Origin of the sequence: Marinobacter guineae, from assembly GCF_002744735.1 — a bacterium.
GTDB lineage: Bacteria > Pseudomonadota > Gammaproteobacteria > Pseudomonadales > Oleiphilaceae > Marinobacter > Marinobacter guineae.
Genome location: NZ_KZ319340.1, coordinates 1,133,954 through 1,147,775, shown reverse-complemented (window position 1 = coordinate 1,147,775; position 13,822 = coordinate 1,133,954). Strand labels below are relative to the sequence as shown.

12 protein-coding genes are annotated in these 13,822 nt (G+C 59.1%); 5 read left to right on the top strand and 7 right to left on the bottom strand.

Features of this window, described 5'->3' with window-relative positions; all coding sequences use genetic code 11:
* Positions 1-31: 31 nt before the first annotated feature.
* Positions 32-514, top strand: a complete 483-nt coding sequence (gene coaD, locus CLH62_RS13235) for a pantetheine-phosphate adenylyltransferase (RefSeq protein ID WP_099618604.1) — start codon at positions 32-34, stop codon at positions 512-514.
* A gap of 51 nt (positions 515-565) precedes the next feature.
* Here coaD and CLH62_RS13230 read toward each other — a convergent pair whose 3' ends face one another.
* From CLH62_RS13230 to CLH62_RS13210, 5 genes are all read right to left on the bottom strand, one after another.
* Positions 566-1,861: a DUF945 family protein gene (locus CLH62_RS13230; RefSeq protein WP_228152843.1), complete on the bottom strand. Its 1,296-nt coding sequence runs from the start codon at positions 1,859-1,861 to the stop codon at positions 566-568.
* A 15-nt stretch (positions 1,862-1,876) separates the two neighbouring features.
* Positions 1,877-4,018 carry a polyphosphate kinase 1 gene (gene ppk1 / locus CLH62_RS13225; protein ID WP_099618603.1) on the bottom strand — a complete coding sequence of 714 codons (2,142 nt, stop codon included), beginning with the start codon at positions 4,016-4,018 and terminating at the stop codon, positions 1,877-1,879.
* A gap of 67 nt (positions 4,019-4,085) precedes the next feature.
* Positions 4,086-5,102: a porphobilinogen synthase gene (gene hemB / locus CLH62_RS13220; protein WP_099618602.1), complete on the bottom strand. Its 1,017-nt coding sequence runs from the start codon at positions 5,100-5,102 to the stop codon at positions 4,086-4,088.
* A gap of 141 nt (positions 5,103-5,243) precedes the next feature.
* Positions 5,244-6,272 carry a lipase secretion chaperone gene (locus tag CLH62_RS13215; RefSeq protein WP_099618601.1) on the bottom strand — a complete coding sequence of 343 codons (1,029 nt, stop codon included), beginning with the start codon at positions 6,270-6,272 and terminating at the stop codon, positions 5,244-5,246.
* Between the two features lie 160 nt (positions 6,273-6,432).
* Positions 6,433-6,654, bottom strand: a complete 222-nt coding sequence (locus CLH62_RS13210) for a hypothetical protein (RefSeq protein WP_099618600.1) — start codon at positions 6,652-6,654, stop codon at positions 6,433-6,435.
* 272 nt (positions 6,655-6,926) lie between these two features.
* On the opposite strand from CLH62_RS13210, the gene CLH62_RS13205 reads away from it, so the two are divergent.
* The 4 genes from CLH62_RS13205 (at position 6,927) to panP (ending at position 11,710) form a co-directional block, all read left to right on the top strand.
* Positions 6,927-7,559 carry a TetR/AcrR family transcriptional regulator gene (locus CLH62_RS13205; RefSeq protein ID WP_099618599.1) on the top strand — a complete coding sequence of 211 codons (633 nt, stop codon included), beginning with the start codon at positions 6,927-6,929 and terminating at the stop codon, positions 7,557-7,559.
* A gap of 2 nt (positions 7,560-7,561) precedes the next feature.
* A complete protein-coding gene (locus tag CLH62_RS13200; protein WP_099618598.1) occupies positions 7,562-9,262 on the top strand; it encodes an isovaleryl-CoA dehydrogenase in 1,701 nt (566 codons plus the stop codon).
* Between the two features lie 232 nt (positions 9,263-9,494).
* Positions 9,495-9,839, top strand: a complete 345-nt coding sequence (locus tag CLH62_RS13195; protein ID WP_099618597.1) for a DUF503 domain-containing protein — start codon at positions 9,495-9,497, stop codon at positions 9,837-9,839.
* A gap of 194 nt (positions 9,840-10,033) precedes the next feature.
* Positions 10,034-11,710: a pyridoxal-dependent aspartate 1-decarboxylase PanP gene (gene panP, locus CLH62_RS13190; protein WP_099618596.1), complete on the top strand. Its 1,677-nt coding sequence runs from the start codon at positions 10,034-10,036 to the stop codon at positions 11,708-11,710.
* Positions 11,711-11,881: 171 nt separating this feature from the next.
* Here the strand turns inward: panP and CLH62_RS13185 are convergent, their stop codons facing one another.
* Together CLH62_RS13185 and CLH62_RS13180 are read right to left on the bottom strand one after the other, a co-directional pair.
* Entirely contained in the window at positions 11,882-12,148 is a 267-nt protein-coding gene (locus CLH62_RS13185; protein WP_099618595.1) for a hypothetical protein, read from the bottom strand.
* A 96-nt stretch (positions 12,149-12,244) separates the two neighbouring features.
* Entirely contained in the window at positions 12,245-13,804 is a 1,560-nt protein-coding gene (locus CLH62_RS13180) for an inorganic phosphate transporter (RefSeq protein WP_099618594.1), read from the bottom strand.
* Positions 13,805-13,822 lie beyond the last annotated feature (18 nt).

Genomic DNA, 13,822 nt, shown 5'->3' with positions numbered 1-13,822 from the left:
TGATTGCAGCCAGCGAAGAAAGGAGCTGTGCATGTCCAAAGTCATCTACCCGGGCACCTTCGACCCCATCACCAACGGCCACACCGACCTCATTGAGCGGGCCGGCCGAATGTTTGATGAAATCGTCGTCGCCATCGCCTACAACCCCAAGAAACAGCCACTTCTGAACCTCGAAGAACGCTGCGAGCTGGTTCGCCAGGCAACGGCGCATATCCCCAATGTCAGCGTTACCGGCTTCAGCAACCTGCTGGCAGACTTTGTCCGTGAACAGGGCGCCACCGTGATCCTGCGGGGCCTGCGCGCCGTCTCCGATTTCGAGTATGAGTTCCAGCTGGCAGACATGAACCGCCGGCTTGCCCCGGAAGTGGAAAGCGTATTCCTGACACCCGCAAACCACCTGTCCTACATCTCCTCTACCCTGATCCGGGAAATCGCATCCCTGGGCGGCGATGTGTCGGAATTCGTCGATCCCGCGGTAGAGGCGGCCCTGAAACGGAAGTTTGACCGGGCCTGAAGACACAAAAAAGCCCCGATCACGGGGCTTTTTCTGATCCTGACCGATGATTCAAAGCAAAGGGGGCAACGGAATTTCCACGCCGTTCACATCAACCACCAGGTCCTTCATCTGCGCGTCCAGCACGAGTCTGTCACCCTCCTGAACCAGTAAGCCCTGCTTGATCAGGGGCGCCAGTTGCAGCTGCAGCTCCGGATATTTCTCTGCCAGGGCCAGGGGCAGGCTCAGATTCATTTCGCCGGCCAGGCGCTGCATCACCATCAGCATCTCGGCCTTCTGATCCGCCGTCAGCTCCGGATGGGAGATCTGGGCACTTCCTGTTACCGTGCCTTCCGGCGTTGTTATATACAACTCCGGAAAACCCACGGAAAAGCCGGACGCAGCCAAATTCCGTACGGCGGTATTCATCTGCCCCATGGCAGCCATCTGCTGCTCAAACTGCTCCTCACCGCCCGAGGCCTGAGTAACGGCCAGTGCCTGCATCGCCGACAGGCTTTCTGTCAGGGCACTCCAGGCCGCCACTTCCAGCCCCTCCAGCGCGAACACCAGCCGTTGGGGGCCATAAGCGTCATCGGAAAACGTGATATCGGCAACCTCGAAGGCCACACGCGAATCCAGCCGCTCACCCTCGCTAACGGCCTCACTGCTGCTCTGAACAGAAATGCCGCTCAGAGTAACCGACTGCTCCTGATCGGGCGTGACAGACACAGACTCAACCACAACCTCGCCAGAGCCGGTCCAGACCTCACCGGAAAGGTGGTTCATGGTCTGCTCCATCCGGAAGTCACTGACACGGACATCCAGCTCAGGACCAGACAATATCAGCGCGGGCCAAACTACCAGAGCCTCTGCCTGGGTGCCCGCGTCACTGATCTCGATTCTTGCCAGGCCGCCGCTGGTGGCCAGAGACTCGCCTGTTGCGGCGTCAGTGACAGACATACCCGGCACTTCCAGCTCAAGGGTCGCAGTACCCCAGAGCCGAGTCTCCAGGGTCAACCTTGGATTTTCCTCGGGAAACCAGTCCATACCCGGTGCAGACCAACCGTCGGCCGGCTCAAAGTCCATCAGGCTGCCTGTCACTCCATGGGTCACATCCGCACGGAAAGCCACCCGATTGGACTCGCCGGTTTCAGGATTCAACAGGCTTACGGAGCCCCTCAGTTCTGAACCGAGAAGGCCCCGGCGATACGCTTCTGTCTCCAGCTTCAGGAATGGCTGAGCACTGTTGGCCTCTGCCGTAGCCTGCTGCCACTGCTGTTCGGTGACATAACCCACCACCCACGGCAGTCCACCGGCCACAACCAGCACGCCGGCACCAGCAATCATCCATTTGGCATTCAAAAGCATTCTCCGTCTGGGAAATCAGTTTTTTCCGGTCAATCGCTCCAACAGCACCAGCTGGGCTGCCAAACGTTCATCACCCTCGGCGGGCTGGTTCTGGATGTAACTGCCGTCCGGTTGCAACACCCAGGACTGGCAGTTATCGGCCAGGTAGGTATCCAGGTCTTCACGAACACGGGCCGCCAGGGCCGGGTCATCCAGGGGAAACGCGGTTTCCACACGGCTCAGCAGATTACGCTCCATCCCATCGGCGCTCGAGCAGTAAACATCGGGCCGGCCGTTGTTGCCGAAGTAATACACCCGGGTGTGTTCGAGGAAGCGACCAATGATGGATCTTACCCGAATGTTATCGGAAAGGCCCGGCACCTCCGGGCGCAGACAACAGATGCCACGGATGATCAGATCAATCTTCACGCCCGCCTGAGAGGCCCGGTAGAGGGCCTTGATCATCCGGATCTCGGTCAGGGCATTGAACTTGATAATAATCCGGCCTTTCTCGCCATAGTCGGCTTCACGCTCGATCAGGCTGAGCAAACGGGAGTGCAGGGTAAACGGAGAATGAAACAGCTTCTTGATCTTCAGGGCTTTACCCATGCCTGTCAGCTGCTGGAACAGCTTGTTGACATCATCGCTGATGGATTCGTCACAGGTCATGAAACTGTAATCGGTGTACAACCGGGCGTTGCCAGCGTGATAGTTGCCCGTGCCCAGGTGCACGTAGCGCCGCAGACGCCCTTCTTCCCGGCGTACGATCAGGATCATCTTGGCGTGAGTCTTGTAGCCAACAACGCCATAGACCACGATCACTCCGGCTTCCTGAAGCCGGCTCGCCAGCTCAAGGTTTTCGGCCTCACTGAACCGGGCCCGCAATTCGATCACTGCGGTCACTTCCTTGCCACGCCTGGCCGCATCCGCCAATGCTTCCACAAGCTCGGAGTCCGCCCCGGTCCGGTAAAGCGTCTGGCGAATCGCCAGCACCTGGGGATCCTTGGCAGCCTGGCGCAGCAAATCCACCACCGGGCTGAAGTTCTCGAAGGGGTGATGCAAAAGAATTGGCTGCTTGCGGATGGAGTCAAACATCGAATCCTTGCTTCGGATCTGCTTGGGAATCGATGGCGAGAAGCCGGAATAGGTCAGGTCCGGCCGATCTACCAGACCACCAACGGCCATCAGCCGGGTCAGATTCACCGGGCCATGGACCTGGTACAGATCCCGTTCGGTGAGGCCAAACTCGGTCAGCAGGAATTGAACCAGCTCCTGGGGGCAGTTGTCCGCCACTTCCAGGCGCACGCCGTCGCCGAAACGGCGGCTCAACAACTCGCCTCGCAAGGCCGAAGCCAGGTCTTCCAGATCGTCTTCAAGCTCAAGGTCGGCGTTACGGGTGAGCCTGAACTGATAGCAGCCTTTTACTTCCATGCCCGGGAACAGTTCGTCGGTATGGGCGTGGATCATGGAGGACAGAAATACCAGGTTCTCTCCACCGTCACACACATCATCCGGCAGTCGCACCAGGCGCGGTAGTGACCGGGGCGCAGGCACGATCGCCATCCCGGTTTCACGGCCAAAAGCATCTTTGCCATCCAGCTCAACAATGAAATTCAGGCTCTTGTTCACCAGCCGGGGAAACGGGTGCGAGGGATCCAGCCCGATGGGGCTGACAACCGGCAGAATTTCCTCCTCAAAATAGTTGCGAACCCATTCGGCCTGCTGTGGGGTCCACTCCCGGCGCCGCACGAAATGGATGTTCTGCTGCTCCATCTCGGGAATCAGGACGTTATTAAGGATGTCGTACTGTTCGCGAATGTAGTCATGGGCAACACGGCTGATTTCCGCCAGCGCCTGGTCCGGCATCATGCCATCGGCGCCGATTGTCTCGCGGCCGTATTTCATCTGCTGACGCAACCCGGCAACACGGATCTCGAAGAACTCGTCCATGTTGCTGCTGAATATACAGCAGAAGATCAGGCGATTGATCAGAGGATGCGTCGTATCAAGGGCCTGCTTGAGCACCCGGTAGTTGAACTGCAGCTGGCTCAGTTCACGGTTGAAGTAGTTTTCATTGGCGTCCAGGTTGACCTCTTCGCCCACCGGAGGAACTTCCACTGGCGCAGGCACACTCAGCTCTCCACCCGTTGTCTGATTCTTGGCCGTTTCCGTTGTCATGTTTCCTCGGTTCCAGTCTTGTTCGCCGCCGTGGCATTGCACGCCGGCGATTGGTTTGTATCGGTTGTCAGCCTTGTGGTTCCCGCATCAGGCGGGCCGCACGCACGGCAAAATAGGTCAGGATACCGTCGGCTCCCGCGCGACGCATGGCCATCAGGCTTTCCATCATCACCGCGTCGCCGTCCAGCCAGCCATTCTGTGCCGCTGCCATGTGCATGGCATATTCACCACTGACCTGGTAAACAAAAGTGGGCACCTGCAGTTCCGTTTTCACCCGGTACACGATATCCAGGTATGGCATACCGGGCTTGATCATCACCATGTCGGCGCCTTCGGAAAGATCCATGGCCACTTCGTGCAACGCCTCGTCGCTGTTGGCCGGATCCATCTGATACGTGGACTTGTTGCCCTTACCAAGATTGGCCGCCGAACCCACCGCATCGCGGAACGGCCCGTAATAGCTGGAGGCATACTTGGCGGAATAGGCCATGATTCGGGTGTTCACATGGCCCGCGTTTTCCAGGGCCTCCCGAATGGCACCAACCCGGCCGTCCATCATGTCCGAGGGCGCAACCACATCGGCACCGGCGTCGGCATGGGAAAGCGCCTGATTAACCAGCGCTTCTACGGTCACATCGTTGAGTACATAACCCTCGTTATCAATAATGCCGTCCTGGCCGTGGGTGGTAAACGGGTCCAGCGCCACATCAGTGATCACACCCAGTTCCGGCTGCGCTTTTTTCAGGGCCCTGACAGCCCGCTGGGCCAGGCCGTCCGCATCCCAGGCGCCGGAACCGGACAGGTTCTTGTTCTCAGCGGGCACCACCGGAAACAGGGCCACGGCAGGAATTCCCAGCGCTACCAGCTCCGCAGCCTGCTCAACCAGAAGATCAATACTCAAGCGCTCAACCCCCGGCATGGATGGCACCTGCTCGCGCTGGCCCTCACCTTCCAGTACGAAAACCGGATAAATGAGATTGTCCGGTGTCAGCTGGTTTTCCCGAACCAGGCGGCGGGAAAAATCGTTGGCCCGGTTGCGGCGCAGGCGAGTAGCTGGGAAAACTCGGGGAGTCGGAATCGGCACGGACAACCTCCTGGATGGCTGAACAAAAAGTCTGATGGATAATCCCGGCGCCGGTCCGGCGCCCTTTGCCTCATCATACACGGCCAGCGACGCTGGTTGCAGACTCCCTCAGCAGGATAATCCTATTTGATGACAGGGCGATTACCGGATTGAATCCAGTGCCTCGGCACGGATTCGTTCGGTTTCGTTGAAGTGGCGGGCCCTGAGGCGATCCAGCGCCTCCTCCCGCTCCTGCGCCGCCAACCCGGACGACATCAGGCGGTCCCGTTCCACGGAGTACGCTTGCCAACGCAGGCTCCACTCCTGTTGTTCCTTTTCAAGCTGTGCCAGCCGGTCCGCCGCTTCAGCTCCGAAAGCCTCCTGGCGCCAGGCCCGAAGCGCCCGGGGATCGTCTGCCAGCTGCTGGCGCACCTGTTCATACTCTGCGAATTGACGGGTTTCCTTCCTGGCCTCGCGGAGCGGTTCCGGCAAGGATGATTCCGCCTTGCGAAGAGCCTCGACTTTCTCTTCAGCCGTCAGGCTCTCGTCCCGGGTAATTCGGCGCTTTTCCATCTGAAAACGGTCTACGGCTTCATCATCTGCGAAAAAGGCCTCCGCAGTAGCAGCGTCCAGCCAGGTTCGGCGCAGAGCATGGATCTCCGCTATTCGTCGCTGCACCTCATCCGGGCCAAGGCCTTTCACATCTCCATAGGTCTGTTCAAGTTCCGAAACGGCCAGTTTGTAATCGAGATAAGCGCCGAGGGTTGCCAGGGCCTGAGATCTCGCAGGCTCTTCGAGCCCTGCAAGGGCGGACTCAATGCGGGCCACCAGCTGTCCCAGTGATTCCTCTCCAAGGGCAGAAAGGAAATACTCGAACATCTGGCGCAAATGCGGGGTGGGTATCAGGTTGCCTAACCGGTCCGTTATGGCCCATCCGTCCGGAACAGACGTACCTGTCAGTGAAGCAGGCAGAATTTCCGGAACCGTTACAGCCGACGACCCGCCAACCAGCTTCGAGGGGGCGACCTGCTTTCCGGAAGACCGTTGTCCCGGAACCACGACCGCTTCACTTTCGCTGAAAGAATCGGCGGGGGGCGTGGCTTCCCGTGAGTCAGTGGCGAACAGCCAGAATGCTGCGACAACTGCTATGATCACCGGAAACATAACGAAAAATCGGATAAAGGACTTCATGGCCAAGGGCGGATCCGGAATTATCGGGTGATTGGCGCCTTGCCCCGGTTAACAGGACAGGATGGTATTGAGCGAGGATAAACCAGGCTGGCTGACCATAACGAGACCGGCATCAAAAACAGAGCCGGGGCGAACCCACCCCGGCCTGTACGGCCAGCGTTCAGAGGGATCGGTTGTTGAAACCGACGTCCACTTTGCGCGGGGAATCAGAACGGAAAGTGGTATCGACTTCCTGTATCTTGCCGCCGTGGTTCAGAAACGCATCAATGTCTGCCTGCAACTGTGCGCGAATCCGTGCACGGCCGGCAATGGAATGGTTGTCGTCACTGTCGCTGGCCCAGCTTCCGGCCTGCTCCAGGTTGCTTTCGTCGAATTCACTCATGACCTTTTCTCCATCAACGAAAACAGATGGTCGAGTACTGCACCCGCACAGGGAGCCTCACTCCGTGTCGACGAACGACCGCCTGCGGCTTCGTCTTGGCGTCTTTATAATCTGCTTTTTGTGACCACGCCATTTACTGGCAACGCCTTTTTTGTAATTTTTTGTAACTACCCATAAGATCATGAATATTATGGTTTAATTTGATCTCTATTTAGAGTCAGCAGAATTGACACAAAGAATGAATAATGATTCACTGCTTATAGGGAGCCGGAATGGCCTATCGAGAAACGGAGAAAATGCGCCAGCGTAAGGCCGAGGCGCGAAAACGGATTGTGGAATGCACCTACCAGTGCGTTGAAGAGGGTGGATTCCGAAGCGCAAGAGTTACTCGTATCGCGGGCCTTGCCGGCGTCGCTACCGGAACCATTTACCGGCACTTCGAGTCCAGGGAAGACCTGTTTGCGGAAATATTCCGGCTGGCCACCCAGCGCGAAGTCGACAAGGTTTCCGAAGCACTGGCCACCTCCGGAAACGCGGCCGAAAGACTGGAGCGGGCTCTGAGACAATTCGCCGAACGGGCTCTCAGGGGTCCAATGATGGCCTGGTCCCTGATCGCGGAGCCGGTGGACCCGAAAGTGGAAGAGGAACGACTGGCGTACCGGAAAGCCTACGCCAAGCTGTTTGAGAAAGCGGTCCGGGATGGCATTGCAGAAGGTTGCATACCGGATCAGGACGCACGCCAGAGCAGTACCTGCCTGGTCGGCGCAATCGCAGAAAGCCTGGTTGGCCCACTGTCACCAACCCAGACCAGCCAGTCGGCCTGCGCAACAACTGACGACAACGACTCGCTGGTCGATTCCATCATCCGCTTTTGCATGCAGGGGTTGACCGGCATCAGGAGGTAGCAATGAGTGCGCGGCAACCCCGGCCCGACATGCCGTCAACCGACCAGGACGATCGCTACCTGGCCACCACCCACGAGGTCTTCAACCAGCCACCGGTGCTGGAGAACTACAACCTGTTCCAGCAGGACATCGCTCTCCAGGAAGCCGCTCTCCGCGAAGGTGCCAAAAGTGCAACCGCAGACCTCAAAGCCTTCGGCGCCCTGGCAGGCGCCGCAGAAACCATCGACCTGGGCTTCCGCGCCAACGCCAACAAGCCGACATTCAACACCCATGACCGTTTCGGCCACCGTGTAGACGAAGTGGATTTTCACCCGGCCTACCACGAGCTGATGCGCATTGCCTTCGATAACGGCCTGCACAGCAGCCCCTGGAGCCAGCCCGGCCAGGGCGCTCACGTAACCCGCGCCGCCAAATACTACATGCACTCCCAGGTGGAAGCGGCCCATTGCTGCCCGGTGACCATGACCTTTGCCGCCATCCCGTCCATCCGGAAACAGCCGGAACTGGCCGCCGACTGGGAAGCACGGATCCTGGCCAACGACTACGACCCCCGAAATCTGCCGGACAGCCAGAAAAGCTCCGTCACCATCGGCATGGCCATGACCGAGAAACAGGGCGGCAGCGATGTCCGGGCCAACAGCACCAAAGCCTACCCGGTGGCTGCCAAGGGCGCCGGCCAGGCGTACGAACTGGCGGGCCACAAATGGTTCGTCTCTGCCCCCATGTGCGACGCCTTCCTGGTACTTGCCCAGACGCAGGGCGGCCTGTCCTGCTTTCTGATGCCCCGCTGGCGCCCGGACGGCACCAAGAACCCCTGGCAGGTCCAGCGCCTGAAGAACAAGATGGGCAACATCGCCAACGCCTCCAGCGAAGCCGAACTGCGCGGCGCCCTGGCCTGGATGGTGGGCGAGGAAGGCCGCGGCGTGCCCACCATCATCGAAATGGTGGCCATGACCCGCTTCGACTGCATGATCGGCAGCTCCGCCGGCATGCGCCAGGCCGTAGCCCAGGCTACCCACCACTGCCGCCACCGCAGTGCTTTCGGCGCACGACTGATCGAACAACCGCTAATGCAGAACGTCCTGGCCGACCTGGCCCTGGAAAGCGAAGCCGCACTGGCCTACACCATGCGGATTGCCCGTGCCCTCGACAACCAGGACCGGGAACACGAACGGCTCCTGGCCCGCCTGGCCACCCCAGTCGGCAAATACTGGATCTGCAAACGCACCCCCAACCATGCCTACGAAGCCATGGAATGCATCGGCGGCAGCGGCGTGATGGAAGACTGCATCATGCCCCGCCTGTTCCGCGAATCCCCGGTCAACGCCATCTGGGAAGGCAGCGGCAACGTTCAGTGCCTGGACACCCTGCGCGCCCTGCAAAAAGAACCCGAAACCCTCGACGCCTTCTTCCGGGAAGCCGCCGAAGCCAAAGGCGCCGACCGCCGGTTCGACCAGTTCCTGGCCCAGCTCCAGCACGACTTCGCCGACATCAGCGATTTCCAGTACCGGGCCCGCAACCTGGTCGACCGGATGGCCCTGGTCATGCAGGCCTCATTGCTGATCCGCCACTCCGACAAAGCCGTGACAGACGCCTTCTGCGCCACCCGTCTGCAATCCGGCGGCGGCATGAACTATGGCAACCTGCCGTCAGGCACTGATCCGGTCGCCATTCTCAAACGGGCAACGCCTGTAGTAGGCTAAAGGCGTGCCGTTGGTTATTTTTTGCCAACGGCAGACCAAAGCATCCAGATCTATCGGATTACGCCTTTGGCTAATCCGACCTACGGTTAGCTGATAACTTGGCGAGACGGTGGGGTTTCGCCTTCCAAAAATGTGCGGAGCCATGGATGGCGGAGCCCAAGCGCCCCATGGATGGGCCGAAGGAGCGTTTTTTGGAAGGCGAAATCCCACCGGCTCCTGCACGGAACCAATCATGTCAGAAGCATTGAGAAAATTGCTTAGGGAAGGCAATACGCCTCAACAAACGGTGATCACGCCCCACGTAGGCGTCCTGACCCTGCACTTCCAGCTCTACGGCTGCGAAGACCTCAAAGCCAAACGCAAAGTCTTCACCGCCCTCAAGGCCATCTGGGGCAAAGAACCCGACCTGGCCGTGGCAGAAACCGCCGACCAGGAAGCCCTGGACTGCGCCACCTGGACCATCGCAGCCCTGGGCACCTCCTCCCAGCAAATCACCCAACGCCTCGACCAGATCGAAAAAGCCATCGAAGAACGCGTGGATGCTGCCATACTGGATATCCACCGGGAAATACTCTGACCGGAACGCAACAGCCCGAGCCGGGGTCATGTAGCGTAACCTGTCGCCAGGCCGTATACTACGCCCCCTCAGGGATGCCAGTGCGCCTGCCAGCGGCAGGTGACCCGTAACCAATGCCGGACATAAATGCCGGCCGTATCCGCAGGGCATCCGGAACCGGCCCTTCGGATGACCACTGAATGTGAGTGGCGCCTATGACCGGAAAGAAAAAATCCGCCCAGGCCTCAGTTGAGGCCATGTATCGCGTATTCACGGTGCCCGAAGCGCCGGAATCAACGCTGAGCCGGATTGACCAGAATATCTCCCGCAACCTTGCCGGCTTCCTGCAGGAGCACATCGTTGCGGTTGAGCGTGACCTTTCGGATGTGGAGAAAGACTTCTCCGATTACACCATCCCGGAAAAGCCCGTTTTCGTGTCTGAACAGGCCCAGTTCCTTCTCGACAAACTGGTGGCCAACTCCGTTCACACCGCATCCCCGGCTTTTATCGGGCACATGACCTCAGCGCTGCCCTATTTCATGCTGCCGCTGTCCAAAATCATGATTGCCCTGAACCAGAACCTGGTGAAAACCGAAACCTCCAAGGCGTTTACCCCCATGGAGCGCCAGGTACTGGGCATGATTCACCGCCTGGTGTACCAGGAGGACGGTGCTTTCTACCGCAAATGGATGCACGACCCCCGCCACGCTTTGGGCGCGATGTGCTCCGGCGGCACCGTTGCCAACCTGACCGCTCTCTGGGTAGCTCGTAACCGGGCCTTCCCCGCCGAGGGCAGCTTCCGGGGTCTGCACCAGGAAGGCCTGTTTCGGGCTCTGAAATACTATGGCTACGAAGGCGCTGCCATTGTGGTCTCCCGTCGCGGCCATTATTCCCTGCGCAAGGCCGCCGATGTGCTTGGTCTGGGCCGGGAATCCCTGATTCCGGTTGATACCGACGACGAGAATCGAATCAATACCGACGCCCTGCGGGACAAATGCCTGGAGCTCCAGCGCCAGAAAATCAAGGTGATGGCCATCTGCGGTGTCGCCGGCACCACCGAAACCGGCAACGTGGACCCGCTGGACGGTATGGCCGACATCGCCCGGGAATTCGGCGCCCATTTCCACGTCGACGCCGCCTGGGGTGGCCCAACCCTGTTCTCCCGCACCTACAAGCACCTGCTGCGAGGCATCGAGAAGGCCGATTCCGTCACCTTCGACGCCCACAAACAGCTTTACGTGCCCATGGGTGTGGGCCTGGTGGTGTTCCGAGACCCAAGCCTGGCCAGTGCCGTCGAGCACCACGCCCAGTACATTATCCGGAAAGGCTCCCGGGACCTGGGCAGCACCACCCTCGAAGGCTCCCGGCCCGGGATGTCCATGCTGATCCATTCCGGCCTCAAGATCCTGGCCCGGGAAGGCTACGAAATCCTGATCGACCAAGGCATCGACAAGGCCAAGAACTTTGCGGAAATGATCGAGGCGGATTCGGACTTCGAACTGATCACCCGGCCGGAGCTGAACATTCTCACCTACCGCTATTGCCCGGAGAACGTCCAGCAGGCCCTGGAAATTGCCGATCCACTGCAGGCAGAAAAGCTCAACACCTGCCTCAACCGGATCACCAAATTCATCCAGAAAACCCAGCGGGAACGGGGTAAGGCGTTCGTCTCACGGACCCGACTCGAGCCGGCCCGTTATTTCCATTTCCCATGCATCGTCTTCCGAGTGGTATTGGCAAACCCGCTGACGACGAAGGAAATTCTGGCAGACATACTAACGGAACAGCGGGAGCTGTCACGGGATGAAGGAATCGCGGATGAGATCAACATTCTGCACCAGATGGCGGATGCTGTATTGAAACAGACCACTCCAAACGCGAAACAGGCCTGAAGGCAATTCCTAAAATCTGATGAGCCAGTAGGGTGGGCGTTTCGAAAACTGTGCGGAGCCAGGGATGGCGGAGCCCAAGCGTCACAGGGATGTGCCGCAAGGAGCGTGTTTTCGAAACGCCCACCCTACTGGCTCTTCCCCAAGGCCTGAGTCTCCGAGTTCAACTCGACCTCAGTAAAGCGCCTCTTCATCATCCAGAACATCGTGGATGATATCCAGGAACATGCGATCCGCCTCACTCCAGTTCTCCGGAATCCGGATGTTCGTGTTGGCACTGATTTCCCGGGCGATGATCTCATCGGCATTCGGGTCGCTACGGTGCTTCCGGGCAATCTCCATGGATTTTACCGCAATGGTGGGATCACTCAGCACCTTCTTGATGAACACCCGAAGCTCATCAATCATCCTCGCCTGACGGCCCTCACTCGACGTACTCATACTTCACTCCCCGGACAAATGGATGCTCGGGGGCGAACACCCCCGTAATATCTCCATAGTATGGCCAAACTGGCCAGTTACAACCAGCCCAAGGTCTCAGATCAGCAGGCCCCGCAGGGTAAAGAACAGGATAGCCGCCATGATCGCGGACGCTGGCACGGTGATAATCCAGGCCGCAGCAATCCGCACCAGGTGGGAGCGTTTGACCATCTCTTCCCGGTAAATCTTTTTCAGCCGCTTGCGTTCGGATTTGGACAGCGGCACCTGCTTTTTCTTCTTGGCCTGCTTCAGCAGGTTTTCCATTTCCTCGACGGAGGCATTGCGGAAGTCATCAAGGAACGGTTTGAGACGCTCCTGCTCTTCGGGGGCATGATGTTCCATGATCTTGTGCAGCTGGGTCGCGTAATTGGATTTAAGGTATTCCCGAAGGAATCCAACGCCAAATACGCCCCCAATCGCAATGTGGGTGGAGCTGACAGGCAGGCCCAACTGGGAGGCAAGGATAACCGTGAGCGCGGCGGACAGAGCGATACAGAAGGCCCGGGTCTTGTCCAGTTCGGTAATTTCGCTACCAACCGTTTTGATCAGGCGCGGGCCAAACAGCATCAGGCCAACAGCAAGGCCCAAGGCACCAACCATCATGACCCACAGGGGAATGCTGGCCGAGGTAATCACCGTTCCGGCGGACAGGGCATCGTTAATGGCCGCCAGCGGACCGATGGCGTTGGCCACGTCGTTGGCACCATGGGCAAAGCTCAGCAGCGCAGCAGCGAAGATCAGGGGCCAGGTAAACAGTGTGTTCACTCCGGCCGAGCTGTTCTCCATGGTTGATGCCAGTCGCCCCACCACCGTGCGCATCACGAAAAACACCACAGCCGCTGCCACAAGCCCGATCAGGGTAGCTTCAAGGAAATCTACCTTAACGATCTTCTTGACGCCTTTAATCATCAGGTAGGTACCAAAAGCCCAGGCCATAATGGCTACCAGCCAGGGCACGAAGGTGCGCGCCGCCGGGACGACGTCCTTGCGATACAGTACCGTCTTCTTGATCGCGAACAGAAACAGGGCCGCCAGAGCACCACCCAGTACAGGGGAGATGACCCAGCTGGCAGCAATCTTGCCCATCACAGCCCAATCGGCAATGCCCCAGCCACCGGCGGCGATGCCGGCACCGAGAACGCCACCAACGATCGAATGGGTAGTGGAGACAGGTGCGCCCATCCAGGTCGCCAGGTTCAGCCAGAGAGCACCGGCCAGCAGGGCCGCTGTCATCAGCCAGACAAAAGCCCGGCCATCTTCGAGGTTGGAGGGATCGATGATGCCGCCCTTGATGGTGGACACCACATCACCCCCGGCAATAATCGCACCGCCCGCTTCAAAAACAGCAGCAATAACAACCGCCGCGCCCAGTGAAAGGGCCCCGGAGCCAACCGCCGGACCCACGTTGTTTGCGACGTCGTTGGCCCCTATGTTGATCGCCATGTAACCGCCAATGACCGCCGCAGCCATCAGCAACATGCTGTTCGGCATTCCCTGGCTGAATGATCCGACGGTCAACCATACTCCTAGCAGGAAAAGCAGGCTGATGCCGACCCTGTATCGTTCCGTGGTAGGGCTGGTAAGAAGGGTATCCAGGAATCCGCTCGAACGGGCCATAACAGGTCAGGTCTCGTT